Annotated in this window: 26 protein-coding genes and 2 pseudogenes; 14 read left to right on the top strand and 14 right to left on the bottom strand. The window is 60.4% G+C overall.

The window, feature by feature from the left end; all coding sequences use genetic code 11:
• The first annotated feature begins 1 nt into the window (after nt 1).
• Nucleotides 2-1,102, top strand: a complete 1,101-nt coding sequence (locus ACVIGB_RS19590) for an ABC transporter ATP-binding protein (protein WP_456721413.1) — start codon at nt 2-4, stop codon at nt 1,100-1,102.
• Nucleotides 1,103-1,255: 153 nt separating this feature from the next.
• Nucleotides 1,256-1,816 (top strand): hypothetical protein, encoded by a 561-nt coding sequence (locus ACVIGB_RS19585; RefSeq protein WP_456721414.1) that lies wholly within the window; start codon nt 1,256-1,258, stop codon nt 1,814-1,816.
• Between the two features lie 154 nt (nt 1,817-1,970).
• On the opposite strand, the gene ACVIGB_RS19580 is transcribed toward ACVIGB_RS19585, so the two are convergent.
• Entirely contained in the window at nt 1,971-3,176 is a 1,206-nt protein-coding gene (locus ACVIGB_RS19580; RefSeq protein ID WP_456721415.1) for an ABC transporter substrate-binding protein, read from the bottom strand.
• Between the two features lie 186 nt (nt 3,177-3,362).
• Here ACVIGB_RS19580 and ACVIGB_RS19575 point away from each other — a divergent pair, with 186 nt between their 5' ends.
• From ACVIGB_RS19575 to ACVIGB_RS19565, 3 genes are read left to right on the top strand one after another with little or no spacing between them, the layout of a single operon-like run.
• Nucleotides 3,363-4,022 (top strand): helix-turn-helix domain-containing protein, encoded by a 660-nt coding sequence (locus ACVIGB_RS19575; RefSeq protein WP_092116250.1) that lies wholly within the window; start codon nt 3,363-3,365, stop codon nt 4,020-4,022.
• 3 nt (nt 4,023-4,025) lie between these two features.
• Nucleotides 4,026-4,463: a cupin domain-containing protein gene (locus ACVIGB_RS19570; protein ID WP_456721416.1), complete on the top strand. Its 438-nt coding sequence runs from the start codon at nt 4,026-4,028 to the stop codon at nt 4,461-4,463.
• The gene (locus ACVIGB_RS19565) at nt 4,402-5,511 is read left to right on the top strand and encodes an iron-containing alcohol dehydrogenase (RefSeq protein ID WP_456721417.1); all 1,110 of its coding nucleotides are present in this window, start codon (nt 4,402-4,404) and stop codon (nt 5,509-5,511) included. The genes ACVIGB_RS19570 and ACVIGB_RS19565 overlap by 62 nt, the downstream gene beginning before the upstream one ends.
• Before the next feature lie 339 nt (nt 5,512-5,850).
• Here ACVIGB_RS19565 and ACVIGB_RS19560 read toward each other — a convergent pair whose 3' ends face one another.
• The 6 genes and pseudogenes from ACVIGB_RS19560 to ACVIGB_RS19535 form a co-directional block, all read right to left on the bottom strand.
• A complete protein-coding gene (locus ACVIGB_RS19560; protein WP_456749194.1) occupies nt 5,851-6,108 on the bottom strand; it encodes a spore coat protein U domain-containing protein in 258 nt (85 codons plus the stop codon).
• Nucleotides 6,062-6,844, bottom strand: a pseudogene (locus ACVIGB_RS19555) (spore coat protein U domain-containing protein); the annotation flags it as partial. The pseudogene ACVIGB_RS19555 and the gene ACVIGB_RS19560, both read right to left, overlap by 47 nt.
• A gap of 87 nt (nt 6,845-6,931) precedes the next feature.
• Nucleotides 6,932-9,457, bottom strand: coding sequence for a fimbria/pilus outer membrane usher protein (locus ACVIGB_RS19550; protein WP_456721419.1), 2,526 nt, complete (start codon nt 9,455-9,457; stop codon nt 6,932-6,934).
• Entirely contained in the window at nt 9,372-10,115 is a 744-nt protein-coding gene (locus ACVIGB_RS19545) for a fimbrial biogenesis chaperone (protein ID WP_143046660.1), read from the bottom strand. Before ACVIGB_RS19545 ends, ACVIGB_RS19550 begins: the two co-directional genes overlap by 86 nt.
• A gap of 84 nt (nt 10,116-10,199) precedes the next feature.
• Nucleotides 10,200-10,853, bottom strand: coding sequence for a Csu type fimbrial protein (locus ACVIGB_RS19540; RefSeq protein WP_456721420.1), 654 nt, complete (start codon nt 10,851-10,853; stop codon nt 10,200-10,202).
• 871 nt (nt 10,854-11,724) lie between these two features.
• The gene (locus ACVIGB_RS19535; RefSeq protein ID WP_456749193.1) at nt 11,725-12,459 is read right to left on the bottom strand and encodes a G1 family glutamic endopeptidase; all 735 of its coding nucleotides are present in this window, start codon (nt 12,457-12,459) and stop codon (nt 11,725-11,727) included.
• A gap of 191 nt (nt 12,460-12,650) precedes the next feature.
• On the opposite strand from ACVIGB_RS19535, the gene ACVIGB_RS19530 reads away from it, so the two are divergent.
• The gene (locus ACVIGB_RS19530) at nt 12,651-13,031 is read left to right on the top strand and encodes a hypothetical protein (RefSeq protein WP_456749192.1); all 381 of its coding nucleotides are present in this window, start codon (nt 12,651-12,653) and stop codon (nt 13,029-13,031) included.
• On the opposite strand, the gene ACVIGB_RS19525 is transcribed toward ACVIGB_RS19530, so the two are convergent.
• Together ACVIGB_RS19525 and ACVIGB_RS19520 are read right to left on the bottom strand one after the other, a co-directional pair.
• A complete protein-coding gene (locus tag ACVIGB_RS19525) occupies nt 13,028-13,654 on the bottom strand; it encodes a hypothetical protein (RefSeq protein WP_456721423.1) in 627 nt (208 codons plus the stop codon). The genes ACVIGB_RS19530 and ACVIGB_RS19525 overlap by 4 nt on opposite strands.
• Complete coding sequence (locus tag ACVIGB_RS19520) at nt 13,639-14,538, bottom strand: LysR family transcriptional regulator (RefSeq protein ID WP_092117140.1); 900 nt, start codon at nt 14,536-14,538, stop codon at nt 13,639-13,641. Before ACVIGB_RS19520 ends, ACVIGB_RS19525 begins: the two co-directional genes overlap by 16 nt.
• 119 nt (nt 14,539-14,657) lie before the next feature.
• Between ACVIGB_RS19520 and ACVIGB_RS19515 the strand changes: the two genes are divergently transcribed.
• The 3 genes from ACVIGB_RS19515 to ACVIGB_RS19505 all read left to right on the top strand — a co-directional run bounded on the left by ACVIGB_RS19515 (nt 14,658) and on the right by ACVIGB_RS19505 (nt 16,335).
• Nucleotides 14,658-15,092 carry an organic hydroperoxide resistance protein gene (locus tag ACVIGB_RS19515; protein WP_456721424.1) on the top strand — a complete coding sequence of 145 codons (435 nt, stop codon included), beginning with the start codon at nt 14,658-14,660 and terminating at the stop codon, nt 15,090-15,092.
• Between the two features lie 65 nt (nt 15,093-15,157).
• Entirely contained in the window at nt 15,158-15,877 is a 720-nt protein-coding gene (locus tag ACVIGB_RS19510) for an SDR family NAD(P)-dependent oxidoreductase (protein ID WP_425304820.1), read from the top strand.
• Nucleotides 15,871-16,335, top strand: a complete 465-nt coding sequence (locus ACVIGB_RS19505) for a RidA family protein (protein WP_456721425.1) — start codon at nt 15,871-15,873, stop codon at nt 16,333-16,335. Before ACVIGB_RS19510 ends, ACVIGB_RS19505 begins: the two co-directional genes overlap by 7 nt.
• Nucleotides 16,336-16,639: 304 nt before the next feature.
• On the opposite strand, the gene ACVIGB_RS19500 is transcribed toward ACVIGB_RS19505, so the two are convergent.
• The gene (locus tag ACVIGB_RS19500) at nt 16,640-17,239 is read right to left on the bottom strand and encodes a glutathione S-transferase family protein (protein ID WP_092117132.1); all 600 of its coding nucleotides are present in this window, start codon (nt 17,237-17,239) and stop codon (nt 16,640-16,642) included.
• Nucleotides 17,240-17,733: 494 nt separating this feature from the next.
• Between ACVIGB_RS19500 and ACVIGB_RS19495 the strand changes: the two genes are divergently transcribed.
• The 5 genes from ACVIGB_RS19495 (at nt 17,734) to ACVIGB_RS19475 (ending at nt 21,820) form a co-directional block, all read left to right on the top strand.
• Nucleotides 17,734-17,988 carry a hypothetical protein gene (locus ACVIGB_RS19495; RefSeq protein WP_143046687.1) on the top strand — a complete coding sequence of 85 codons (255 nt, stop codon included), beginning with the start codon at nt 17,734-17,736 and terminating at the stop codon, nt 17,986-17,988.
• Nucleotides 17,989-19,620: a sodium:solute symporter family transporter gene (locus ACVIGB_RS19490; protein ID WP_092117128.1), complete on the top strand. Its 1,632-nt coding sequence runs from the start codon at nt 17,989-17,991 to the stop codon at nt 19,618-19,620.
• Nucleotides 19,621-19,713: 93 nt separating this feature from the next.
• A complete protein-coding gene (locus ACVIGB_RS19485; RefSeq protein ID WP_456721426.1) occupies nt 19,714-19,944 on the top strand; it encodes a tautomerase family protein in 231 nt (76 codons plus the stop codon).
• Between the two features lie 15 nt (nt 19,945-19,959).
• Nucleotides 19,960-20,151, top strand: coding sequence for a tautomerase family protein (locus ACVIGB_RS19480; RefSeq protein ID WP_092117126.1), 192 nt, complete (start codon nt 19,960-19,962; stop codon nt 20,149-20,151).
• A gap of 169 nt (nt 20,152-20,320) precedes the next feature.
• Nucleotides 20,321-21,820 carry a CoA-acylating methylmalonate-semialdehyde dehydrogenase gene (locus ACVIGB_RS19475; RefSeq protein WP_456721427.1) on the top strand — a complete coding sequence of 500 codons (1,500 nt, stop codon included), beginning with the start codon at nt 20,321-20,323 and terminating at the stop codon, nt 21,818-21,820.
• 473 nt (nt 21,821-22,293) lie between these two features.
• Here ACVIGB_RS19475 and ACVIGB_RS19470 read toward each other — a convergent pair whose 3' ends face one another.
• The 4 genes and pseudogenes from ACVIGB_RS19470 to ACVIGB_RS19455 form a co-directional block, all read right to left on the bottom strand.
• The gene (locus ACVIGB_RS19470; protein ID WP_456721428.1) at nt 22,294-22,599 is read right to left on the bottom strand and encodes a winged helix-turn-helix domain-containing protein; all 306 of its coding nucleotides are present in this window, start codon (nt 22,597-22,599) and stop codon (nt 22,294-22,296) included.
• Between the two features lie 49 nt (nt 22,600-22,648).
• A pseudogene (locus ACVIGB_RS19465) lies at nt 22,649-22,858 on the bottom strand (response regulator); the annotation flags it as partial.
• Nucleotides 22,859-23,065: 207 nt separating this feature from the next.
• Nucleotides 23,066-24,463, bottom strand: a complete 1,398-nt coding sequence (locus ACVIGB_RS19460) for an NAD(P)(+) transhydrogenase (Re/Si-specific) subunit beta (protein WP_456721429.1) — start codon at nt 24,461-24,463, stop codon at nt 23,066-23,068.
• Between the two features lie 43 nt (nt 24,464-24,506).
• Nucleotides 24,507-24,824, bottom strand: a complete 318-nt coding sequence (locus tag ACVIGB_RS19455; RefSeq protein ID WP_016841609.1) for a proton-translocating transhydrogenase family protein — start codon at nt 24,822-24,824, stop codon at nt 24,507-24,509.
• Nucleotides 24,825-24,831 lie beyond the last annotated feature (7 nt).

Below are 24,831 nucleotides of genomic sequence, written 5' to 3'. Positions count from 1 at the left end.
CTTGAAGCGGTCTGCGAATATTGAAGGGGAACAAACGGCGGTCCATTTCGACGCCGTGACCAAGCGATTTGACGATGTCGTGGCCCTGGACGCCGTTACGCTCGGCGTTGGCCGCAGCGAGTTCGTGACGCTGCTTGGTCCATCAGGATGCGGCAAGACCACGCTGCTCAAGCTGGCCGCGGGCTTTCTGGGGCCGGACGGCGGTTCGATCTCGATCGAAGGCAAGCGCGTGAATGACATTCCAACCTACCAGCGCGGCATCGGCATGATGTTTCAGAACTACGCGCTGTTTCCGCACATGAGTGTGGCGGAAAACGTCGCCTACGGCCTGAAGACGCGGCGCGTCCCCAGGGTTGAGCGGGACAAGCGCGTCGCCGATGCGCTGGCGCTGGTCAAGCTGAAGGGCATGGAGAACCGCAAGCCCCGGCAATTGTCCGGCGGTCAACAGCAGCGCGTCGCGCTCGCGCGCGCACTTGTCATCAACCCGACCGTCCTGCTGCTCGACGAGCCGTTTTCGGCGCTGGACAAGAGTCTGCGGACCTCGATGCAGGTGGAGCTGCGGGAAATTCAGCGCAAGCTGGGTCTGACCACGATCTTTGTGACGCACGATCAAGGGGAGGCCTTGAGCATGTCCGATCGCGTGGCTGTCATGTCCGAGGGCCGTATCAGGCAACTCGGAAGCCCTGTTGACGTCTATCGCAGCCCGGCGGACCCGTTCGTGGCCGGCTTTGTCGGCGACAACAACAGGCTGCGTGGCCAGCTTGTGAGAATGCAGGCCGAGCAAGCGATCGTCGCGCTTGGCGATGCCCTGGTGAACGTGTCGGGCGAGAGCCTGTCCGGGCTCGAGAAGTCCGCGGCGGTTGACCTGTTCGTCCGCCCCGAGCAGTTCAGTGTTGTGGCGCCCGAGGAGCCGTGCGCCATCAAGGGCAGCGTTGTTGCTCAGATCTACCAGGGTGGCCACGTCGATCTTCAGATCGAGTGCGCCGGGGAGCGGCTGCTGGTGCGATCCCCGGGCGAGCAGGCCGTTCTGCGCTGGCCAATGGGGGCGCCTGTCGGCATCGCCATTCAGGCAGATCGGTGCTCGGCATTTCCGGCGGCCTGATCGCATCGTCTTTCGCAGCGGTGCGCGGGTGAAGGAATCGAGCTTGCGGTATATTGTGAGGCTTGGTTTAGCGGTGCCTACCTTGTTGTTTCCTGCGGCGTCGTTGGCACCGCCGTCACCTGGCATCTGTTCGTGCGGCCGTGGAGAGAATTCTTGAGTGAGCCCCAATCGATCACCGCAGCCGAGGCGATCAGCACGTACATCGAGGCCAAGGACCGAAACCTGCCTCAGCTCATGGAGCGTGCGTTCGTGCAGGATTGTGAGCTCCAGATGCAGCTCCTGACCGACGCAATCTCTTTTCCAAGCTCCGCTCATGGATTGGAGAGCGTGACCGACGTTCTCGTACGAAACTTTGGATCGCAGTATGAGAATGTGCGCACCTTCTGCCTCTCGCGCCCCGAGTCCAATCGCCTTCCACGGTTTCAATGCGACTGGCTGGTGGGGATGTCAAACAAGTCCGATGGCGACCTACGCGTCGGTTGCGGTGAGTACACCTGGGATTTTGATGCCGCCGGCAACGGTCGCGTCAAGCGGTTGCTCATCAAGATTGAGTTCATGTGTGTGCTGCCGGCTAGCTATCAGACGTCTGTCCTGCACTGGCTTTCGGCTATCCCCTATCCCTGGTCGTCATACAGTGAGGCCCGCGCAGGTTTGCCTTCGATCGACGCCTTGATGCCGATTGCTCAATTTCTTCGGCGGCAGGCGCGCAGCTGACTTCGGCAGTTGAGCGCTGGACGTCGGTCTACCGAATCGAGCCTTCGATGGCGAAGGCACGCCTGACGTAGCCCAGGAGACGTCGCTCGCCACTTGCATACCGGCCGTTATGGGCGATGGCGGACGATGGTGTTGCCACCATCCGCCTGCGTCATCACTGCGAGACCAGCTCGCAGCCACCCTCGCCGAGCGGGCGGAAGGCTTGCTCGGCGGGAATCGTCGCGACGATGTCGTAGTAGTCCCATCGTCGGCTCGATGCCGCCGGTGTCTTGACGCGCGCCAGGTACATGTCGTGCACGAACTGGCCGTCGCTGCGGACCGTGCCGCGAGCGAACGCATCGGCAACCGGCAGTTCGCGTATCTTGGCTGCGACAGCAAGGCCATCATCGGAATTTGCGGCCTGCACCGCGCGCAAGTAGTGCCGCACGGCTGAATAGACGCCTGCCTGGGTCATGGTAGGCATCCGCCCAACCTTCTCAAAGAACTTGTTGGCCCACGCCCGCGACTCGGCATCGCGGTCCCAGTAGTATGCGGTGACGAACTGCAGGTTCTGCGCGGCGGCAAGGCCCATCGCGTCGACGTCGGTGAGGAATACGGTCGGTGCCACCAATGCCTGCCCGCGTGTGATGCCGAACTCGGCCGCCTGCTTCACCGAGTTGGTCATGTCGGCGCCGGCGTTGGCCAGCGCGATCACCTTGGCGCCGGACGCCTGTGCCTGCAGCAGCACCGAACTGAAGTCGGCGGTGTTGAGCGGGTGGCGCACCTCACCGATCACCTTGCCGCCGCCGTTCTCGACCGCGCGGCGCATGTCGGCGGCGAAGGCGTGGCCGAACGAATAGTCCACCGCAATCAGGAACCAGCTGTCGAGCTTCTGCGCGGTGAGCGCCCGCGCGAGACCGTAGCCGTTGGTATAGCTCGTGTAGACCCACTGGAACGAGGTCCGGGTGCAGGCCTTGCCGGTGAAGTCGGAGGAGGCCGACGCGTTCAGCACGATCTTGTTGCGTTCCTTGGCGAGAGCGGTCACCGCGAAACCCACGCCCGAATTGGAAATGTCGGCAACGGCATCGACTTTCTCCGTGTCAAACCAGCGCCGCACGATGCCAAGTCCGATGTCCGGCTTGTTCTGGTGATCGGCCGAGACGATCTCGACCGGCACACCACCGATCGCGTTGCCGAATTCCTCCGCCGCCATCTTCGCCGCGATGACCGAGCCTTCGCCGCCGAGGTCGGCATAGGCGCCGGAGCGGTCGTTGAGGACCCCGATGCGGATCACATTGTCGGACATCGCGGCGTGCGCGAGCGGGATGTGCAGCAGCGTCGCCGTCATTGCCGCGCATAGCTTTCTGAGAGTGGTTGTCATGGTCGGGTGCTCCTCCGGAGGTCGTGTTGTTTGCTGTTTGGTTTTGTTGCGTGATACGCAATTTGCCGGTGCATCGATGCGGAGAACCACGGGCATCTCCCGCAGTTTCAACATCGGACACAATAAAAATTGCTTATAGAGCAATTTTTATTGACAAGGAAGCAAATTCGGGAGAGGGTCGAAGCAATGAAAACGCAGGACGAGACGCTGGCGAGGCTTGGAGCACGCATTCGCTCGCTGCGGGAGGAGCGTGGCATGAAGCTGAAGGATCTGGCCGACACCACCGGGCTGTCCGACGCCTTCGTGTCGCGCCTCGAGCGCGGGCAGGTGTCGAGCTCCGTTGCCAATCTGATCCAGATCGCGCAGGCGCTCGACATTGGCGTCAGCGAATTGTTCGCCGCGCCGCAGGACCAGTCGCGCAGCCACGTCACGCTGCATCGCCATGGCGACGATGGTGAAGACCAGAGCATCCCGAGTACCGGCTATCGCTGGCGATTGTTCGCGGGCGGCATGCCGAACGATGATCTGGAGGTGTTTCACCTCTCGTTCCCGCGCAAGAACCGGATGGACCTGATGGTGTCGCACCCGGGGCAGGAATACTGCTACGTGATCAGCGGGCGTATCCGCTTCCACGTCGGCGCTGAAGTATTCGATCTCGCGCCCGGCGAAGGCATTTTCCTCAATTCCGAGCTGCCGCACCGCGCCGACAACATCAGCGAGGACGAAGCGCGCATCCTGATGGTGGTCGCGAAGTCGCCGCAGAAGGCCGAGCATTTCGACTGGTGGCGCGTGCCGAGCGCCGCCGCCCCACCTCGATCACCCAAGAGCAAGCCCCAAGGAGACTGATCCATGCAGACCGCAACCGTGACCGGCAGGCACCTGCCGTATGAGGCGAAGCACATCGACGATGTGGAGTGGGAGACGATCCGCTGGCCTGGCGAGACCGGCAAGATGCTGTTCCACCCGCGGCCCGAGCGGCCGACCGAGCCGAACGCGGGCATCCTGCGGCTGGAGCCGGGCGCACATCATCCGATCCACAATCACGAGTTCGCGCAGGTCTGGTACATCCTCAGCGGTGAATTCAGGATCGACGACAATCTCTACACGCCGGGCACGATGATCTTTCATCCGGACCCGCATTTCGAAGGCAAGTTCGTGACCGCGACCGGCGGCGATATCCTGATCGTGCAATATCCCGGTCCAACCACCGGCGGGCGGCCGATCTATGCGGGGCGCTTCAACATGGAGCAGCGGCGCGACATCGCCGAAGAACGCACCGATCTCTGATCGGTCGGCGCAACGGACGACAGGCCATGGCGCTGATCACCTATCTCACCACCATTCGCTTCGGCTTCGGCGAGGCGAACGCGCTCGGCGACGAGATCGCAGCGCTCGGTATCCGAATCCGACCGAGCGTGCGACGCTGCTGGCGCTCGCACGTTATCGCGAGGCCGGATGCGACGGCCTCGTCGCGCTCGGCGGCGGCTCGCCGATCGATCTCGCCAAGGCGGTGGCGCTGCTCGCCACCCATGAAGGCCCGCTGGCGCAATATGCCGCGATCGATGGCGGTGTCGCGCGGATCACCGCCGCCGTCGCGCCGCTGATCGCGATTCCGACCACCGCCGGCACTGGAAGCGAGGTTGGCCGCGCGGCTCTCATCACGCTCGAGGACGGCCGCAAGGTCGGCCTGATCAGTCCGCATCTGATCCCGGCGCGGGCGATCTGCGATCCGCTGCTGACGCTCGGCCTGCCGCCGGCGTTGACGGCCGCGACCGGCATGGACGCACTGTCGCATTGCGTCGAGACCTATCTGTCGCCGCGCTTCAATCCACCGGCGGATGCGATCGCGCTCGATGGCGCGGCGCGCATCGTCGGCCATCTCAAGCAGGCCGTGAGGGCGGGCGATGACCGCGACGCCCGCGCCGAAGTGATGATGGGCGCGCTGCAGGGCGGGCTGTGCTTCCAGAAAGGCCTCGGCGCGGTGCACGGGTTGTCGCACGCGCTTGGCAGCCTGGCGTCGCCGAGCCTGCATCACGGCACGCTCAATGCGGTGCTGATGCCTGCGGTGATGCGCTACCATGGTCCGGCGATCGCGGCCAAGCTGCCGCGGCTGAGGCTGGCGCTCGGTCTGCCCGAAGGTGCCGAGATCGCCGCGTTCTTCGATGCTCTCAATGCCGAGCTCAATCTGCCGCGCGGCCTGTGCGCCATGGGTGTGCCGGCCTCGGTGCTGGACGACATGGCGGAGAAGGCGGCGAGGGATCATTCCACCGCCACCAATCCGCGTCCTGTGGATGCCGACGGCTACCGCGCCATTTTCCAGGCGGCCTGGGAGTGAGCTGACCGCGCGAGATGATGCGGCGAGCGCGATGGACGGCTCGATCGACGCGGCGCGTATGGGTCCCGGAGCCAGGGCTTTGATCTGATGGTGGGCCCGGCAGGACTCGAACCTGCAACCAGACCGCTATGAGCGGCGGGATAACGATCGGCTTGGTTGATTTGGCTGCGCTTTCGTTCGAGTTTGATCGCGTTCGTTGCGTTTCGGTGAGCTCGCTTCTGGTGTGAAACTGGTGCGGCCATCGGCTGTCGAAATTGAAGGAGTTGGACACTTTCTGCGATCGGCATTGTGTCGATTTTGACGTTCGGATTTTCAAACCGCTAATCCGGGAAGATCGGGCTAGAAGGTTACGGTGACGACGATGGTGTCGGCGTAGGCTCCTGGAGGGGGCGAGGTTTGCGGTGGAACGCGCCCATAGACTGAAATGTTCTGATTCAACGCTGTTCCTGTGCCAAGCACGCAGGTATTGGCACCGCGACGTGCAGGTTGTAGCGGATGTCGTACTTGTCCAGGCGCTGGTCCGGGCCGCGTCCGTATAGAGATTGTAATTGATGAAGCTGGAGCTTGCCTGCATGCGCCGTTGGCTGCCGCTTGCATGTAGTCCGTTGTCGAGGCCGATCGAGTACGGGGTCGTATTGGTGCACTTCACTGAAATCGTTCCAACGCCGTCAATATTCGACGTCAACAGCGAAGCGTTACCGAAGTTGAGTGGCGTGGTCGAAACAATGCAATTTCCGGCGATTGTCGCCGTCCAGGGCGAGGAGCCCGCATTTGTCGTCGTTCCCGGGTTCGACGAACAATTTGGGCTTGTAAGAAGATAGGCCGCGTAGGCGACGACCGGAGATGTCGTACTCCAGACGTAGGTCCCGGGTATCGTTGCCTGCTGATTGGCGACAAAGCGCCCATAGACGGTCAGAGTTTGTTGCGCGGGCCCGCCCAAAAGAGGAAGACTGAGATTGATGCTGACGCCACCGGAGCCATATGCGGTGGTACCATATCCCCAGGATCCCCAGACCTGCGTGCGCCCGGAATCCGAGTAGAGCTCGTGTATTGCAGTATTCGCTCCACTTCCCAGCGATCGAACCGAGCTGCTGCTGTTGGGCGCCCCTTGGTTGAATTGCACACACGCATTGACCGTGCAGCCGAGCGCGCAGCCGCTGCATGTTACGGTAAATGTCGAGGTCGTAGCGACGGCGCCACCCGCCAGGATGTCGACAGATCCGTAGTTGCCGGACGCCGAGGTAACGGAGCAGCTTTGGGCGTGGGCCGAAAACGATGCCGCAAAGTGCAGGAGCAAGGCGAAGACCAAAGTTCGCTTTGAGCCGATGACCACGATTTCGATCTCACAATGCGCGTTGGTCGGAACGGATGGTCGGGGAGATTGATGTACGAAGACACTATTTACGTATGAAGGACTGCATCATCGGCACGCGATCCCAGGAATCCGGACCTGTTCGCCGGGCCTCGGAGTGAACGCAAACGTGGCGCGGCAGCGTGCGTCGGCAAATTCGATTTCGGCTTCGTTCATTGACGAGAGCCCCCTGATATAGGCCTGTCCGTCGTAGCCTACGACAAACTCTACTCCACCCGTCATATGGCCGACAGCCCCGGCCGGCAGAACGCGATTGTCAGGCCCGACAAAGGTAACCAGCGCGGCCGTCGTCTCTTTGCGGACGTCAAATCTGACGAGCATCCCGGCGCGATCGGCCGGAGCGACGATGTCATGCGTCGTTGCTGCTTCGTCGTCGACCGGAAGGTTCGTCGGGTCGATCGCAATCTTGTTCTTCTGGTAGGACCGGAGCGTCGGGATCAGCAGCATGCCGCTGGAATTGGTGACACCAGCGCGGCGATTCTCGCTGAGGACCTCGACTTCCGGCACGCCAGTCGCGACCACCGCGAAACTGTCGTCGATCCAGTTCGAAAGGAAAACACCGCCTCCCATGGTGGTGATCGAACCGCGCAATTCCAGCGATCCCACGCTACCGGATCCGGCCTGACTAGCGCCTGCCTGGATGGTGCCGTAGCTCGACCGGTAGGAAGCTGTGGCCTCCCGGTACCTCGATGAGCCTTCGGAATCGTGGACGCGCCAGCCATAGCTGCCAGGCTCCGGCCCAATCGACTTGACGGCATCAACGCTACCGGTTGTACCGCTCCGTCCGCTCGAAACTCCGGTTGTGATCGAAGCTGAGTCGCCAAAAGGGACGCTCAAGCCGGCAAACATGCCGGTATTCCTCTTGGCACGGAAATCGTGGAAGACGGTGGCGAATATCGACGCATTGTAGGGCAACGAACGCGAGTAAGAGGCCGTCACGATATTGGAACGATGGCCTGAGTCATCGCGCAGACCGACAAAGCTTGCACTTAGGCTGGCCCGGGGGTCGAACGGCATCGGAGTGCTGAAAGTGATGCGATCGAGTGCGACCGGCGCACGGGCGCTGCCATAGATGCCGCTCACATAGGCAAACGAGTTCGACAATGAAGCGATACTGCCGGGCAGATAATTGAACAGACCGTTCAGATTTTGCAGGCCGCCGTTCAACGCCACGATGTTTTGCAATCTTGCGGTCGCCGAGGCAAGGTCGTCATAGGTGCCAAAGGTGTGTTGCGAACTCGCCGAAATGCTCACGCCGAAGAGCCTCGTCTCATAGGAGGCGTAGCTCTGCAGACCGCGGTTCGTGCCGCTTCCGCTGCCAGCCAAGGCCACGGCGGCGACACCGATCGTCCCGGTCCTGAAGATACCACCGATGCCACCGTTGATGACGCCGGCTCCGCCTTCGACGTGCGCCTCTGCCGTCAAGCCGTCGTAGATACCTCGTCGCAGGGTTGCAGACCCGACCGGCGAGCCGACATAGACGTCACTGCTCGAGCCGTAGGACAGCCGCGGCAATCCGCCCTCCACCGACCAGCTGCTCAGCCCTGGCGCAAGCAGGCTCGAGGTCGCATAAAACGGCGCCGACGTCTGGATTTCGTGACCTGCCGAATCCCGCACCACGAGTTGCGTCGTGCCGGCGCCGGAAATCAGCGGTACGTTGTTCACGCTGAAAGGGCCGGACGCGACGTCCTGAGAAAATGTCTTGATGTTGTTGACATAGACATCGACGGTTGACGGCACTGCCGCGCTACCGCCGATGGTCGCGAGCGGCGCGGTAATGAGATCGGGCCGCAGGGCAAAATCGCGCTGAGCCTGAAGGCCACCGATCCTGATCGGCCGCGACCAGGCCAGTCCACCGTTGATCGTATCCCCAGCAACGTAGCCGATCATCCGGTCCTGGTCGGAATACTGGAAAGACGAATTCAGCCGTGTCGCCTGCGCAGGCTGCTGCGGACCAGTGCGGACGATCGCCGACTGTTCGGCGGTGCCGTAAGGCGAAAACGCCCGGGCATCCAGCAAAAGCGATGTGTAACCGAGCCCGATCAATCTCGGGGTAGCTGCGTTGCTGGTTGAACTCAACAGGTCATAATTCAGCACCGCGCCGGGATCGGCCCGCGCCTTCGGCCGGTTCCCGCCGGCGCCGCCTGCGTCAAAGAGCTGCGGCTTGCGTCCGGCTTCGTCGACGGCAATGAATATCCGCTGTGTTCTCTCCTCATATCGATACTTTAGGGTCGGGATATCATCCAGTGCGATGATCTCGCCCGGTCGATGCGGCGGGCCCGGTTGCAGGCCGAGGCTTTCCAGTTCCTCCACCGTTCCGCCGATACGACCGTCATCGAACCGCACGAATGATCCGATCGTTCGGGCGGGCATGGAGTTGATCACGACATCGAGTTGCAGATTTGTCTGGGCCTCCCCCGCGCGCGAACGCCCGGCACAGAGGACCATGCCAAGGAGTGCTAAGATGGACACAAGCGTGGAGCCTCTTCTACCGCCGAGTCGGCGACTCAATAACCGCATGAGTCTGGCCCTTGTCCGTTTCCGCCGTGACAGAGATGGATCCGCCAGATCCAAAGCCGCGAGGATATTTCAGCGTGGCCCAACTCATGGAGGAATGTCCGAGGACATAGCCGAGGAGACCATTGCCAAAGGACAAGGTAGCTCCCGAGGAATCCTTAAGCCGCAAGTTTGCTATACGTAGCCGCTCGTCGCCGGCATTGTGGGTCACGACCGTCAGTTGGCCAGCTTCAGTGCGGAGCGACCAGGAAACCTGCGGCCGGCTGATCTCGCGTCCGCGAAAGAACGCGGGGATCGACTGTCGTACCAAAAGATTGACGCTGCGACTCTGGCTGCCGCCTGCTCGCGGCAATTGGTCGACGATGACACGATAGCTCTCTTCGCCGTTGACCGGCTGTTTCGACACTCGCACAACTCGTACGACGTAGTCTGAATGAGGCGCCATCCTGACAGCCGGAGGTGATGCCACCACATCGGTTGTCGGTTCAAGACTCTCCTTGCCGTCGGACTGCGACCAGCGAAGCACGCGGGTCTGGACCTCGACGTCGGCATCTTCGTCATTGCGCAGCGTCAGAGAAGCCGCCGCCGCCGGCGCGTTCAGTTCCAGGAGAACGGGTTCAACGCGAAGCGCGGTGGCATGGGCAACCTCCATGCATGCTAGGCTTGCGGCAAACGCGGCCAGCAGAGTCGGATTTTGATGCATCGCGATGCCCAATCGATTTTGAGATCGTGCGCTAAGAAGGCATTTCGTCGATACGCAGATGCAACGGAACAGTGGGCCGCTGGCGCGGCCCCTTCTTCAATAGGTGATGGTCATGACCACCGTGTCCGTGTAGGTGCCGGTGTTCGGTGCGGTGCCGGTAGCGGGAACGGTACCGTAAATGTTGATCGTCTGCGCCGATCCGTTACCAGTGCCGAGAAAGCAGCCGTTCGTGGTCGTGCAGGTGGTGCTGCTGGTAGCCGTGGTCCAGGGGTTGGTATGGGCTGAATCGGTATAGAGATCGTAGTTGATAAAATTCCCGGCATTGGTCATCCGCCGCTGGCTGCCGGACACATTTGCTCCGTTGTCCATGGCGATGGAGTACGGGCTGCCATTGGTGCAGGTGACGGAGACGGTTGTGCTGCCCGACTGCAAGGTGGTCGCGAGCGTTGTTCCTGCCACGCTCCCAAAATTGAGCGTCGCAGCGTTGATTGTGCAAGACGCCGTGATGGTGATCTGAACGGTCAAATTTGCGGTCGATGTGCCGGCCTGGGCGGACGTTTGATAACCGGATGCCACGGCAACGAAGAGTGCGACCGCTCCCACTCGCGCAGCCTGCCGCATTCGTCGCTTCAGCAAAGGTCCACGGTCGTCGCGGATGCGAATTTTTCGACAAGGATCGAAAACCCTGCAGGCCGCTCTCCTGGTCGGCCGGCAAACTTCTTCGATATCTTCCAGTGAATTCGTTTTCATCGCCAATTGTGCCGAACATGCAGGCCATCGTCGTGAACAAAAGAATCAAAATTGGGTAAACTTTGAATGAGCAAAAGCTTAACGAGGCTTGATCGAACTATCGACAACTATGGCCCCATCAAAAACCATAATGGTCAGCAAAGTCGGCCGGCGGCTTCAGGGCCACACCGGCTCTGGCTGCGCTTGGGCTTAGTCTGGCGCCCTCTGAACTCATTGGTGGGCCCGGCAGGACTCGAACCTGCAACCAGACCGTTATGAGCGGCAGGATAAGGGAGGCGGTCGTTGATTTTGCTGTATTTTCGTCGATGTTCGACCGCGTTCATCGCTCCTTGGTGAGGTGGTTTCTGGTGCGAAACTGGTGCGGTTGGTCTGGAGCCGAAACTTTGATGGGCGCTTCTGGCAATGTGGGGCTAGTCGCTCAATATGCAGACCTTCATTGATTGTGATCGGTCTATTCCCGGGACGTTTGTGACTTAGAGGTAAGTCTACAGCCGCTGCACTTCGAGAAAGAGACAAGCATCCAGTGAGTAGGCGACTGATGTGATTTGGTCGCAAACCTTATCAGTCGGCTAAAGTCAACAACGTTCGCTGTCGGGCGGAGAGACTTCAATTTGCCTGAAGGCGATTCTCACTCATCATCCAGAAAAGTGGTACCTACACGTCAAGAAGAGCGCGCCGCATCGAGACGATAAGGACTGGGAGAAGGGGCCGACAAATACGCGATAGCGGCAATTTCGCCGATCGACCGGCTTACGCAGTTGAAATGCCGGCAACGTGAAGGACCTAGCGGCGGCGCCATATGGCTGGGGTTTCCGGATATTTTTCGAACTCTTTGTATTGATCCTCCACCTGAATTTCGTGCGCTGAGCGTTCACGTCGGTGCATGGAAAGTGCATTTGACGCCGATCGAGCCGTCTTGATCCCGCCACCGCTCCGCGCGTGAGACATAGACGGTCCGGTAAGGATCTGCGAAAGCCTCGCGCATTTTGATCATGCGCCCGTTGTCCGCGAGCGTCATCAAACGCCCCGGCCTGGCTGGGCCGTCGCCCGCTAGTGCCAAGCAATACCTGAAATTCACGGAGCCATAGGCGGCGAGCGGATAGAGTTTGCCGGTGCCGGGTTCTGTCGGCCGCTCAACAACCCATTCTGCCGACGATCCAAGCGGTTCGATATCGCCGGCCGGTTGTGGTTTGAGAAAGGGTATATACACGCCTGTGCTCTGGTTTTTGATAAAGAAGCCAACGTCTCCACTAATCATAGGCCAGAGACCAGCCAGTATCTCCTGACCAGGATGGAATTCGAAGTTACTAATCCTCGAGACCGTCTGCGGCTTCGACGAATGATGCCACCAACTCCACCACGCCCAGTGTTGATTCTCGCGCGGGCCGTCGGGTGTGTGGTAAGTGCCAATTTGTGGAAGCGAAATTTTCGGCAGCCTGCCATTGTGGCCATCGAGACCCACCCATACCAACGTTTTTGGTGCGTCCTCCTGCGTGAAAAGTGCTGGCGTGGAGGGATGGCACACCTCCGGCGCAATCCACCCGGCGACTGCGAGCGTGATCCGCTTGGGCCAGGGTGGGGAAACAACCGCGCCCGACCAGTTCAAGCTCGATTCAAGATTATTGGGCGGTTGTGTCTGGAAAGGGATATCGACGATGTTGAAGACCGGGTCCCTCCTTTGGAAAGGTGGCGAAACAAGCTTTATCCAGAAGTCGTGGAGCTGCTGCCCCGCCGAGCTATCCGGTCTTGGCGGAATGCCATAGAGATCGAGCTCCCTCTGTGGCGCATTGAGCCGCCATGCGTCCCGACCTTCTCGAAGCGCAGGCCTGCGTCGAATGGCCAATGAGCCAACTAGGCGGCCTGAGCAAGCGGCTTGAAGAGTGGCTAGCACGTGGTGTCACCATCGAGATCAAAGAGCTGCCGCCGCCGGCTGAATCGAACCTCATAACCGCTATAGAGAACGAATTGCTGCCGCTGCACTTTCAGGCAGAAGTCGGCGCGTATATCAATTCGATCGGCAGCAGCCTCGATGTCGGCGAAAAGAACAAGATCCGCGGCATCTATAACCGTGCGGCCTATTGGTCCGAACGCGTGCGTTTAACACAGCATTGGTCTGACCGCGTCGACAGCCTGCGCAATGGTGTGCCCGCCGTCTCGCCGCGCAGATCGACGGCCTAGCTTGCTCTCGTTTCGATCTTCTGCAGCGAAGCGTGATAATCATCCACGCTGTCGAGGGCCGAGCCTCGCCGATTTTGATCTGCTGGGCGAGAAACTCCCGGAAGACGCGGATCCGGATCGGCAAGAGCCCACCCTGCCCAAGATAGAAAGACAGCATGCAGTTGGTCGATGTCGCCCGGGTTGAACTCCTCAAGAACAGGGACAAGCCGATTGGCGGCGATATCATCCCTGACTATGAAAGAGGCCAATCGAACAGGTCCGACACCCTTGATGGCGAGCGTCCACAACGCGTCGCCATCGCTAACCTGGACATTACCGGAGGGCGGCATCGTTCTCTGCGCGCCTTCGTCAATCAACGACCAGCCCTCCGCAATTCGGGCGTAGCTGAAGCCAAAAATTTGAGAACCGCCGCGAGAATACCGCGCTGTGTTGCCGTCGGCTGAGACAGTAAAGGTGATAGCCCGGAAAGGTTCGCGCCATTTGGCGAGAACGCGGACCAATCCGCCGTCGTTTATATAGGGTCTGTCGATCCCAGGTGTATATCGCGACCAAGTGGTCATCGCCACCAAGCTCGGCTTCCTTTGCGGGAACATCGGGATCTGGCTTTCTAAGGTAAAGTCCACAAAGGGCTCTTCCAGGCCCTCAATGCTTCAAGGAATACATGTAGCCTTGAAGGCAAGAAATTCCTTGTGGGGTAGACGGCGTGCACTTCGAGTTGCCTCGAAGCCCAGTCGGGCAGCAACCTTACGAGTTCACCATTTTCGATCTTGTCGTTGCAATAGGTCGAGGGCAAAAGACCGATGCCGTGCCCTCGATAAACAAACGTGCTGACGGATTGGAAGTCCCGGCTCGAAATAGGGCCTGCGACCCGGATTTCCGCCCGCTTGCGTCCATTCAGTAATTCCCACTCCGCTTCGTTATTCTTGCCATTGAGCAAGACACACTGATGTAGCTTGAGGTCTGTGGGCTTGGTCGGAGGTTTGCGATCCTTCAAGTATTCGGGGGAGGCGACGACGTAGCGAACCTGGCTGCCAAGCTTCTTGGCAATCAAGGTCGAGTCCTTCAGTTCACCAAAGCGAATGCCGACATCGACATTTTCAGCGATCAGATCCAGGAACAGGTTGGTGATGAAGAGGTCGATCTTGATTCTTGGATAGAGCTTCAGGAAATCAGAGATAAATTCGAGAAATGGATCTTGCCCCAAAACCACGGGCACGGAGATCTTGAGTGCACCCTCCGGCTTCCTCTGGGTCTGGGTCAAGACCCGCTCAGCGTCGAACAGGAGGTTCAGCGGTTCACTGCATGAATGGAAATAATCCTGTCCTTGTGAAGTGAGCGCGAGCTTGCGCGTCGTCCTTTGCAACAGCGTGACACCCAGTTCCGATTCGAGTGCGGAAACCTTCCGGCTCACGGTGGAAACCGGCATGCCAAGCGCGTGTGAAGCACGGCTAAAGCTTCCGAGCTGCGCGACCTTCACGAATACAGCAATGTCATTCAGATCAGCCATTTTGCCGATTTTCCCATAGATGGAAATGTAATTCCAGATATTTCCGGCTAATCAATCAAGCCGGCAGCTCCCATTCTCCCCCCACAAGCAAATAAGACCCCCATGAAGAGGAGAAAGCGATGCCAACCAATGTCTTATACAGAACCAATGCCACAGCGACGGGAGGCCGTGCCGGCCAAGCCGCAACGCCCGACGGAAACCTGAAGGTCAGCCTGACCCGGCCCAAGGAGCTCGGTGGCGACGGTGCCCCGGGCACCAATCCGGAGCAGCTGTTTGCCGCTGGCTATGCCGCCTGCTTTCTCAGCTCGATGCAGTTCGTCGCCACGCAAGGTGGCCCGAAGGTGCCGGCCGATACCAGCGTCAAAGCAACCGTGGGAATTGGTCCGCGCGCCGAGGGCGGTTTCGGCCTTGAGGTCGGCCTCGCGGTTTACCTGCCCGGGCTGGCAAAGGCTGATGCTGAGACGCTGGTGCAGAAAGCTCATCAGATCTGCCCCTACTCGAACGCGACGCGGAACAGCCTCGACGTGCGCGTAGACATCGTCGCAGCGCAGTGAAGGTTCGAGCGGAAGGTTCAGGTGACTGACCTTCCGACGATCAACCCAAAATAATGGAGAATATCATGAGCAAGACAGTTATCGTAACAGGTGCTTCCCAGGGCATTGGTGCCGGCGCCGTGAAGGCGTTCCTCGACAAGGGCTATAACGTCGTCGCGACATCGCGCACCGTGACTAAATCGAAGGAATTGCCATCATCCCCCAAACTCGCGCTAGTCGATGGCGACATCGGCGATGCGTCTGTGGCCGCGAAGGTGGCCGAGACCGCGATTGGCAAGTTCGGATCTATCAACGCGCTGGTCAACAATGCCGGCATCTTCTTTCCCAAGGCATTCACTGACTACACGGGCGAAGACCTGAAGAGGCTGTCGTCAACCAACCTGGAAGGCTATCTTTACATCACGCAGCATGCTGTGAAGCAGATGCTGGCCCAGAAGTCGGGCGGCAGTGTTGTCGGCGTTACGTCGTCGCTGGTCGAGAATCCGATCGCGGGCCTGACCGTTTCGGTGCCGATGATCACCAAAGGCGGCCTGGAGGCCATGACCCGCAACCTGGCGGTCGAATATGCGAAGCAGGGCATCCGTTTCAACACGGTCGCGCCCGGCATGGTGGACACTCCCCTGCACAAGGACGATCCGCATGAGTTCCTGAGGACTCTGGCGCCGTTGGGCACGGTTTCCAGCGTCAAGGACATTGTCGATGCGATCGTCTATCTGACCGAAGCCCAGAATGTCACCGGGGAATCGCTGCACGTTGACGGCGGCGCGCATTCCGGAAGATGGTAAGCGCGGAAGCCAGCCTGCGGGAGTTAGGTATCCAACTCCCGCAGGCGCCTAAGCCCTTCGGCGCGTATGTCGAGGCCGTGCAGACCGGCAATCTGCTGTTCCTCACCGGCATGCTACCTGTCGAAAACCAAAAGCCAAAGTTTGTTGGACGTGTCGGCAAGGAACTGGGCGGCGCGGCAGGCCGGGAGGCGGCGGGGCTGGCGGCTCTCAATGCCTTGGCCGTTGCCAGAGAGCGCCTGGGATCGCTCGACAAGGTGAGCCGCGTTGTCAGGCTCGGTGTCTATATCGCAACTTCAGGAGATCCTGTTGATCAGCCAAGGGTAGCGGACGGCGCCTCTGAACTGTTCAACCAGGTATTTGGCCCAAAGAAGATGTCGGCCCGGCTTGTGATGGGCGTTGCGAGGTTGCCGATGGACATGCCGATCGAGTTAGAGGTTATCCTGGAAACGAAGCCGTAACCTGTGGACCCGCTGGTATGTCATTCAATCAGCGCCAACGAGTATAAGCCATCGATTTATCGCGATCGGAACGCCATCGAGTGAGAGCGATGGCAAAATCTCAGCTTAGATCGCTGCCACAGAAAGAAAAGGCGCCGGGACCTCCAAGGAGATCCCGGCGAGTCTGGGAGAAGGCACCGGGAGGGTGGTGACTTCCTTTGCCAGTCGAAAGCGACCGGCTCCGCCGACGGGAGGCGGATAGGTGTGACAAGCTTGCGTAGCTGCACGACGGCTGACGGGTATGCCGTTGCTCCCGGAACTCCGTTCACTGAGGATGCTTTGTGCTTGCCATGCTCGGCCGCGAAGCAAATTGCTCGTGCCAGGCACTCAATTGCGGTCGGTGTGATCGCCACGGGCGGTCGCCGAAGCGAAAATCAAGATATTCAAGCGCGCAACCGACGGTTATGGTGCCGAGGTCGGAATCGAGCGCTAGCGTATAGGCGTCAAGGACGTCGAGGATCTTGCCGATCCGATCAAACTGAGCGTCCACCCATCCGCTCCAGCGGTAGCTTTCAGGCCGTAGGGTTTCTTGGCGGCAGACCACAGCGCGGTCCATGATGTCCAGGCCAAGCAACTCGAGCTTGAGCACTTGTCGGCGGGCTGGCCCAAGCACCGGCAGTAATCCACCATCTGAGAACTCGTCCAGATACTCACAGATTAAGCTGCTATCGAAAAGAATCTCACCAGTATTCAACTGAAGCGTTGGTATGCGGGTCAACGGATTGAGCGCCGAGAGCTCCGGGTTCTCTTTGGTCGGCATTGCAGATGTCTCAATGAGCTTGACACGATCGTCGACCCCCAGCTCCTTGGTAACCACCACGACTTTTCGCGCATAGGGGGAGTTCGGCGACCAGTAGAGCTTCATGAGAATCTCCAGAGAAGGACCTGTGAGTTGATGCCGTCGATGCCTATAGTTGCGTCGGACTCGCGGGTTAGTAGCTGCCGCCGTGCCAAGTACGAGGTATCCTTTCGGTGGACACGTCGATCATCATTCGGATCGTTCGTGAGCGTATCCATTCCTTGCCGTCGCCAGATGTCTTCCAGCTCGGGTCGCAAAGTTAGCCTATGAATTTGGTGTGTGCGAGCGAAGCGATTTGAACTGAACGCGGTATCTGTCGCGCCGATAAGACGGGGGCCAGAGCCTGCGACCGGTCGATCGGTGGCCCTGAATCGCGCTGGCCGAGCCGTGCAAGGCAATCGATAGGCTCTGCGAATGCAAGATGGGCCGCCCGCCAATCTCAAGAGAAGATATGGCTATCTCGAAAAAGCGTTTGATGGTGGCGCCAGCGGTTGCCTAGCGTTGAGCCAACACGATCGCAAATATGCGGCGCACACTCAATCCAATGCAGGGAGGGAAATTTGCGCAGAACCGATGAAGTGCATCCGTTGCGCGTCACCGCAAACAGGCCAGACACGCTCCGTGTCCGGTTGATGATCGCGATGATCCTTTCATACCTGGCGATGATGGCCTTCGTCATCTACAGCGCACGGCACCCGGCGCCCGCCGCTATTACCTCAATAACCTTTAGTCCAGCAATGATCGCGTTGGCCAGCTGCATGGCTTTCAGCGTCATCTTGACCGGCTTGTTCGTGCTCGTGCGGCATGGAGATTGAATGATGCGTATGTCACGGAACGGCATGAGCCTTCTGCTCGCGATTGCATATACCGTCGGCGTTGGTGGATCCGCGTACTCCGCGGAGTCGGAGTCTCAGGTGCGCCAGGCTGATGTTTCGACCATCTTGTTCTTCGTGGTCTTCGCGGTGCTTACGCTGCTCATCAGCTTTTGGACGGCCCGCCGCGCAACCAGCTCATCGGAATATCTAACGGCCGGAAGCTCGATCTCGTCGGGACAGAATGGTCTTGCCATTGCGGGCGACTACATGTCCGCCGGCGCCTTCCTCGGTCTGTCGGGCGCCATCTATGCTTCGGGCCTGGATGGGATGTTCCTCGCCGCCAGCTATTTGGCCAGTTGGCCTATTGTGCTGTTTCTCGTTGCGGAGCCATTGCGTCGCCTTGGGAAGTATTCCTTCGCAGACGTGCTGACTCACAAATTGAGAGAGCGGCCGGTTCGCATTCTGGCGGGTTCGTCCACCCTCGTAATCGTGAGCTTCTACCTCGTTGCACAAATGGTCGGCGCCGGAGAGCTTATCTCCTTGCTATTCGGAATCGGTTACGCGCCGGCGATCATCATGGTCGGAATGCTCATGATTGTGTTTTCGACCCTTGGCGGCATGCGCGCCGCGACATGGGTCCAGATCATCAAGGCCGTCCTGATGATTGGCGGGAGCACCCTGATTGCGGCGCTGGTCCTGGTCAGGTTCGGGTTCAGTATGCCGGATCTCTTCAAGACGGCGGTGAGCAATCATCCGAACGGCGACAGGATCATGGATATTCGTGGTTTCGCCCAGGACGGAATTGCGACGCTGTCGATTGGCGTCGGGGTCCTGTTCGGCACGGCCGGACTGCCTCATATCCTGATGCGTTTCTTCACGGTTAGCGACGAGCGCGCTGCGCGTCTGTCAGTGTTCTACGCGACCTGCCTGATCTGCCTGTTCTTTGTGATGCTGTTTTTTATCGGATATGGCAGTATCGCGCTCCTCCGTGGCGACGCCACCTATGCCGGTGCCAATGGCGTACTCTTTGGCGGAAACAATCTGGCCCCCATCCACCTGGCGAGGGCCGTTGGCGGAAGCATCTTGGCGGGTTTCATCTCTGCGGTTGCGTTCGCGACGATCTTGGCGGTTGTCTCCGGATTGCTCATAGCGGGTGCTTCGTCGGCGGCCAACGACCTCGTCGTCGGTTTGTCCGGACGGCAACTCACTGAGCGTACGCGGCTCCAAATATCGCGAATCTCCGCAGTTGCATTGGGGGTGCTCGGCATATTGCTCGGGCTGGCATGTGAGGGCCAGAATGTGGCGTACCTCCTCGCGCTCGCCACCGCGATCGCAGCCAGCGCCAACTTCCCGTTGCTGATCCTCGCAGTTTATTGGGACGGTCTGACGACCCGTGGTGCGGTCATCGGTGGCACTTTCGGCCTTGTGTCATCGGTTGTTTTGACAGCTATGGGCCCGACGATCTGGTCGAAGGTGCTGGGTCTTGGTCCCGCGATCTTTCCGTACGACTCGCCGGCGCTCTTCACTTTGCCGCTGACGCTGCTTGTCTGCTGGCTGGTATCGATCGCCAAGGCTGAACCTGAGGGGGATTGGCGTCTAACGGAGCCGTCCGTTGCGCAATACGTGGAATAGATCGATGCCCGAGCCGATCAGCACCAGTCGATCGGCGGTATGAGTCGCGTCCTGTAGTCCAATAGACAACCGCTTGAATTGGGGAACAGCCCGATGCCGATGATTTCTTGCGACATGCGATACGGCCGTTCGGAAGAGCAAAAGCGCGCTCTATCAGCCGGTCTGCTACGCGTTGTCGGCGAAGCGACTGGCGAACTCGCCGAGAATATCTTCTTTGTCATTAGGGAGGGGAGCGGCATCAATTTCGTGGAGCACGGGCAACATCTACCCGAGTTCGTCGAGGGTAACGCGAACGACAAAGAACTGATCGCCCGTTTGAAGTAGGAGCCAGAGATAGCTATGCCCTATATCGAGTGTCATATCGCCGCAGCTCTCACGAAGGCCCGTAAGACGCAGCTCATCCGCGACATTGTGAAAGTCACCCACGAGTCGATCGGGTCCGACCCAAAGATCATCAATGTTCTGCTGTTCGAGCACGCGCCCGAAAACATGAGCATTTCGGGGCGCATTCACGGCGAGAAGCCAACATAAGTCGCGGGCGCAAGGACGAGCCCGGCGATCATTGAGGCTCTGCAGCTGCAGTCTGCCGATGTCCTCGACGGAAACGGCCCAACCGGCATTGCTTGAGCGTTTTGTCACCGGTGTTCGAGGTCGGTTGCCAGCTCGTCGCAACGGTCATTGAGGCAACATGGAGGTAATCGTGGTCAGGCAAGTGAGGCATTTCATCAACGGCCGGCAAGTTACCGGTAGTAACGGGCGGTCGTCGTTCGTCTTCAACCCTGCGACCGGTGAGCAAGCGGCAACAGTGCCGATCGCGAACGCTGCGGATGTGGCGGATGCCGTCGCGGCGGCCGTGAAGGCTGGGCCGGGATGGGCGGCGACGACGCCCCTGCGGCGGGGCAGGATTCTCAACCGGTTCCTCAGGATCCTCGAGGAACGCACCAGCCTGCTGGCAGACGTCATCGTGGCCGAGCATGGCAAGGTCCACTCCGACGCGGTCGGTGAGATCCAGCGCGGCATGGAAGTCGTCGAGTTCGCGACGGCCGCCCCGCAGCTGCTGAAGGGCGAGATCACCGAGAATGTCGGAACGCGCGTCGATAGCTACTCGATACGCCAGCCTCTCGGCGTGGTCGCCGGCATTACCCCGTTCAATTTCCCTGCCATGGTTCCGATGTGGATGTTTCCGGTGGCCCTTGCGTGCGGCAACACCTTTATCCTGAAGCCTTCCGAGCGCGATCCGTCGGCCTCCGTCGTCGTCGCGGAGTGGCTCAAGGAAGCGGGTCTGCCCGACGGCGTATTCGGGGTGGTCCATGGCGACAAGGAGACCGTCGACGCGCTGCTGCATCATCCCGATATCTCGGCGATCAGTTTTGTCGGATCTACGCCGATCGCAAAGTACATCTACGAGACGTCCGCTAACACGGGAAAGCGCTGCCAGGCGCTGGGCGGCGCCAAGAACCACATGATCATTATGCCCGACGCCGACATGGACCAGGCGGTCGACGCCCTGATGGGCGCCGCCTTTGGCTCGGCCGGTGAGCGCTGTATGGCGATCTCCGTCGCGGTCCCGGTCGGCGAGACAACCGCGAACCGGCTGATCTCAGCGCTGGAGCCGAAGATCCGCAGCCTCAAGATCGGACCCGGCACGGATCCGGAAGCGGAAATGGGTCCGCTGGTCACCAAGCAGCATCTGGACAAGGTCCGAGGCTATATTGATGCCGGTGTCGCGGAGGGTGCCAAACTTCTGGTCGACGGCCGCGGCTTCAACATGCAGGGCTACGAAGACGGCTACTTCATCGGCGGATCGATGTTCGATCACGTCACGCCGAACATGAAGATCTACAAGGAGGAGATTTTCGGTCCCGTCCTGTCCGTCGCCCGTGCGCCCGACTACGACACCGCCGCGCGCATGATCAACGAGCACGAGTTCGGCAACGGCACCTCGATCTTCACGCGCGACGGCGACGCGGCGCGGGAGTTCGCGCACAAGATCAAGATCGGCATGGTCGGCATCAACGTACCAATCCCGGTGCCGATGGCATTCCATTCGTTCGGTGGATGGAAAGCGTCGATCTTCGGCGACCACTACATGCACGGCCCGGAGGGCGTTCGCTTCTACACCCGGATGAAGACGATTACGAGCCGTTGGCCAACCGGCATTCGTGCCGGCGCCGAGTTCGTGATGCCCACCATGTCCTGATCGCCACGAACCGGCCCGCTGCAGAACCATGCAGCGGACCGGCCGGAAACCGCAGTAAAAGCGCGTCGGTTTCGCACACAGCTTTGGCGACCAGAAGACCGGGGGCATCTGCATCATCGCCGGCTTGCGGACAGTTCTCAGCACCTTTCCAAGGCGCCGAACGCAGGGTGGTCGGCTACCCGTTTAGTGTACTACTCGGATGATGCCGCTCACATGTACACGTGGCTCTCTCTCCACAGAACCTATGAGGCCGGCTACTTCGCTGGCCTTCGGGGGGAAGATAGGTTTCCCTATCTTGCCTTTACCCCTCATTGGTGGTGTTGGCACGCTGGCAATTTCGTCGGTCATCACACCATGTGCTCTCAACTTGAGGCCATCTTATTCGTCTATGGTCAAGACTGACAAGGTGCCAGCGTCATTGGCCGTCATTCGGCGTATGTTCCGGGCGAGCTGCTTTGGAGACTGTGGGCCCATCAATCGGTCGCACTGGTTTTTAGGCCTTTTTCGAGCCGATAGCCGACCCCCGACTCGGTGGTCAGCAGGCGTGGCTGATTTGGGTCCGGCTCGATCTTCTGTCGAACCTTGCGCACCAACATACGAAGATACTGGACGTTATCCCGCTGACTACCGGTCCAGATTTCCTTGAGCAGCTGATCGTGGGTGACTACGAGCCCGACATGCGTCGCCAGGATGTGCAACAAGCGATGCTCTTTGCGTGTCAGCTTGGCCCTGGTATTGGCGAGCGACATCACAACGGGCGAGACGCGCGGCCATGCCAAATGGCTTCACCCCATAGTCGTTGGCGCCCGACCGCAGCAAACAGACCATCTCATCTTCGTTTGATTTGGCAGACAAGACGATGACCAGAGCGTCAGACCATGAGCGCAGCCGCTCGAGTGTCTCAATGCCATGCAGGTCCGGCAGTCTCAGATCGAGGATCACGAGGTCGGGCGGATTGAACGCGGCGATCTTCGAGCCGTCGGCGGCATTCTCCGCTTCGACAACCGAAAAGCCACGGAACTCGAAGCCCGAAGGCAAGAAGGCTCCGCGTCTTGGGCTCGCCTTCGATCAGCAGGACGAGGCTGCTCGGCTTACTCAGCATCGCAGGCAGTCGGTTCGGAAGGGCTGTTGCGGATGGCAGGCGGTTGGATTGAGCCGTGTTGCGAAACCCAGCCACAACCTCCGAGGTGGCTTGGTCAGTACGTAAGCGATACGATGGTTATCTTCGTATCCAGAGCAGTCGCCTCACATCGCCTTGACGATGTTCTCGGTGACCTTCTTGGCGTCGCCGAGCAGCATCATGGTGTTGTCGCGGTAGAACAGCGGGTTGTCGATGCCGGCATAGCCTGAGGCCAGCGAGCGCTTGATGAACATCACGGTGCCGGCCTTCCAGACCTGCAGCACCGGCATGCCGTAGATCGGCGAGGTCTTGTCCTCTTCCGCCGCCGGGTTGGTGACGTCGTTGGCGCCGATCACGAACGCGATGTCGGCCTGGGCGAACTCCGAGTTGATGTCCTCGAGCTCGAACACCTCGTCATAGGGCACGTTGGCTTCGGCCAGCAGCACGTTCATGTGGCCGGGCATGCGGCCGGCCACCGGGTGAATGGCGTATTTCACCTCGACGCCTTCCTTCTTCAAAAGGTCGGCCATCTCGCGCAGCGCGTGCTGGGCCTGCGCCACCGCCATGCCGTAGCCGGGCACGATGATGACCTTGGAGGCGTTCTTCATGATGAAGGCGGCATCATCCGCCGAGCCGAGCTTGGCGGGCTTCTGCTCGCCGGAGCCGCCGCCGGCCGCCGCGGTCTCGCCGCCGAAGCCGCCGAGGATCACCGAGATGAACGAGCGGTTCATCGCGTGGCACATGATGTAGGACAGGATCGCGCCCGACGAGCCGACCAGCGCGCCGGTGATGATCAGCGCCGAGTTGCCGAGCGTGAAGCCGATGCCGGCCGCGGCCCAGCCCGAGTACGAGTTCAGCATCGAGATCACGACCGGCATGTCGGCGCCGCCGATCGGGATGATCATCAAGACGCCGAGCGCCAGCGCGATGATCGTGATCAGCCAGAAGTCGAGCGCGCTGCCCGACATCACCAGGCCGACGATGAAGAACACCAGCGCCAGGGCGAGCACGATGTTGATGACGTGGCGGAACGGCAGGATGATCGGCGCGCCGCTCATCCGGGCCGACAGCTTCAGGAACGCGATCACCGAGCCGGTGAAGGTCAAGGCGCCGATCGCAACGCCGAGCGACATCTCGACCAGGCTCTGCGGATGGATGTTGCCGGGCGTGCCGATGTCGAACGCCTCGGGGGCGTAGAACGCGCCGGCGGCGACCAGCACCGCGGCCATGCCGACCAGCGAGTGGAACGCGGCGACGAGCTCCGGCATCGAGGTCATCGGCACCCGGCGCGCGATCACGGCACCGATGCTGCCGCCGATCGCGATCGCGACGATGACCAAGAGCCAGGCGATGCCGTCGGCCGGCGGATGGCTCGCCAGCGTGGTGGCGACCGCGATCGCCATGCCGATCATGCCGAAGAAATTGCCCTGGCGCGACGATGCCGGGCTCGACAGGCCGCGCAGCGACAGGATGAACAGCACCCCCGCCACGAGATACAGAACAGCAGCCAGATTGGCGTTCATCTCAGGTCCCCCTTTGTCTTCGTCACCCCGAGGTGCACGCCGCTCACTTGGCTTTCTTCTTGTACATCGCCAGCATGCGCTGGGTGACCAGGAAGCCGCCGAAGATGTTCACGCAGGCGAAGATCAGCGCCACGAAGCCGAAGCCGCGGGCCCAGCCCGAGCCGCTCGACACCATGCCGACGCCGACCGCGAGCAGCGCGCCGACCACGATCACCGAGGAGATCGCGTTGGTCACGCTCATCAGCGGGGTATGCAGCGCGGGGGTCACCGACCACACCACGAAATAGCCGACGAACACGGCAAGAACGAAGATCGACAGCCGGAACACGAACGGATCGACGGCCTGCGCGAGATGCTCCATGGCTTCT

Source organism: Bradyrhizobium sp. USDA 4341, assembly GCF_054063755.1.
This window is presented reverse-complemented; position numbering and strand designations above follow the sequence as displayed.

What these genes read in the sequence shown, in the direction of transcription:
- ACVIGB_RS19455 (WP_016841609.1), bottom strand. Translation starts at nt 24,824, where the DNA reads ATGGAGCATCTCGCGCAGGCCGTCGATCCGTTCGTGTTCCGGCTGTCG.
- ACVIGB_RS19460 (WP_456721429.1), bottom strand. Translation starts at nt 24,463, where the DNA reads ATGAACGCCAATCTGGCTGCTGTTCTGTATCTCGTGGCGGGGGTGCTG.
- ACVIGB_RS19565 (WP_456721417.1), top strand. Translation starts at nt 4,402, where the DNA reads ATGCGGGGCGCTTCAACATGGAGCAGCGGCGCGACATCGCCGAAGAAC.
- ACVIGB_RS19505 (WP_456721425.1), top strand. Translation starts at nt 15,871, where the DNA reads ATGGTAAGCGCGGAAGCCAGCCTGCGGGAGTTAGGTATCCAACTCCCG.
- ACVIGB_RS19510 (WP_425304820.1), top strand. Translation starts at nt 15,158, where the DNA reads ATGAGCAAGACAGTTATCGTAACAGGTGCTTCCCAGGGCATTGGTGCC.
- ACVIGB_RS19540 (WP_456721420.1), bottom strand. Translation starts at nt 10,853, where the DNA reads ATGAAAACGAATTCACTGGAAGATATCGAAGAAGTTTGCCGGCCGACC.
- ACVIGB_RS19560 (WP_456749194.1), bottom strand. Translation starts at nt 6,108, where the DNA reads ATGCAAGCGGCAGCCAACGGCGCATGCAGGCAAGCTCCAGCTTCATCA.
- ACVIGB_RS19490 (WP_092117128.1), top strand. Translation starts at nt 17,989, where the DNA reads ATGATGCGTATGTCACGGAACGGCATGAGCCTTCTGCTCGCGATTGCA.
- ACVIGB_RS19520 (WP_092117140.1), bottom strand. Translation starts at nt 14,538, where the DNA reads ATGGCTGATCTGAATGACATTGCTGTATTCGTGAAGGTCGCGCAGCTC.
- ACVIGB_RS19500 (WP_092117132.1), bottom strand. Translation starts at nt 17,239, where the DNA reads ATGAAGCTCTACTGGTCGCCGAACTCCCCCTATGCGCGAAAAGTCGTG.
- ACVIGB_RS19480 (WP_092117126.1), top strand. Translation starts at nt 19,960, where the DNA reads ATGCCCTATATCGAGTGTCATATCGCCGCAGCTCTCACGAAGGCCCGT.
- ACVIGB_RS19515 (WP_456721424.1), top strand. Translation starts at nt 14,658, where the DNA reads ATGCCAACCAATGTCTTATACAGAACCAATGCCACAGCGACGGGAGGC.
- ACVIGB_RS19485 (WP_456721426.1), top strand. Translation starts at nt 19,714, where the DNA reads ATGCCGATGATTTCTTGCGACATGCGATACGGCCGTTCGGAAGAGCAA.
- ACVIGB_RS19580 (WP_456721415.1), bottom strand. Translation starts at nt 3,176, where the DNA reads ATGACAACCACTCTCAGAAAGCTATGCGCGGCAATGACGGCGACGCTG.
- ACVIGB_RS19575 (WP_092116250.1), top strand. Translation starts at nt 3,363, where the DNA reads ATGAAAACGCAGGACGAGACGCTGGCGAGGCTTGGAGCACGCATTCGC.
- ACVIGB_RS19530 (WP_456749192.1), top strand. Translation starts at nt 12,651, where the DNA reads ATGCGTCCCGACCTTCTCGAAGCGCAGGCCTGCGTCGAATGGCCAATG.
- ACVIGB_RS19570 (WP_456721416.1), top strand. Translation starts at nt 4,026, where the DNA reads ATGCAGACCGCAACCGTGACCGGCAGGCACCTGCCGTATGAGGCGAAG.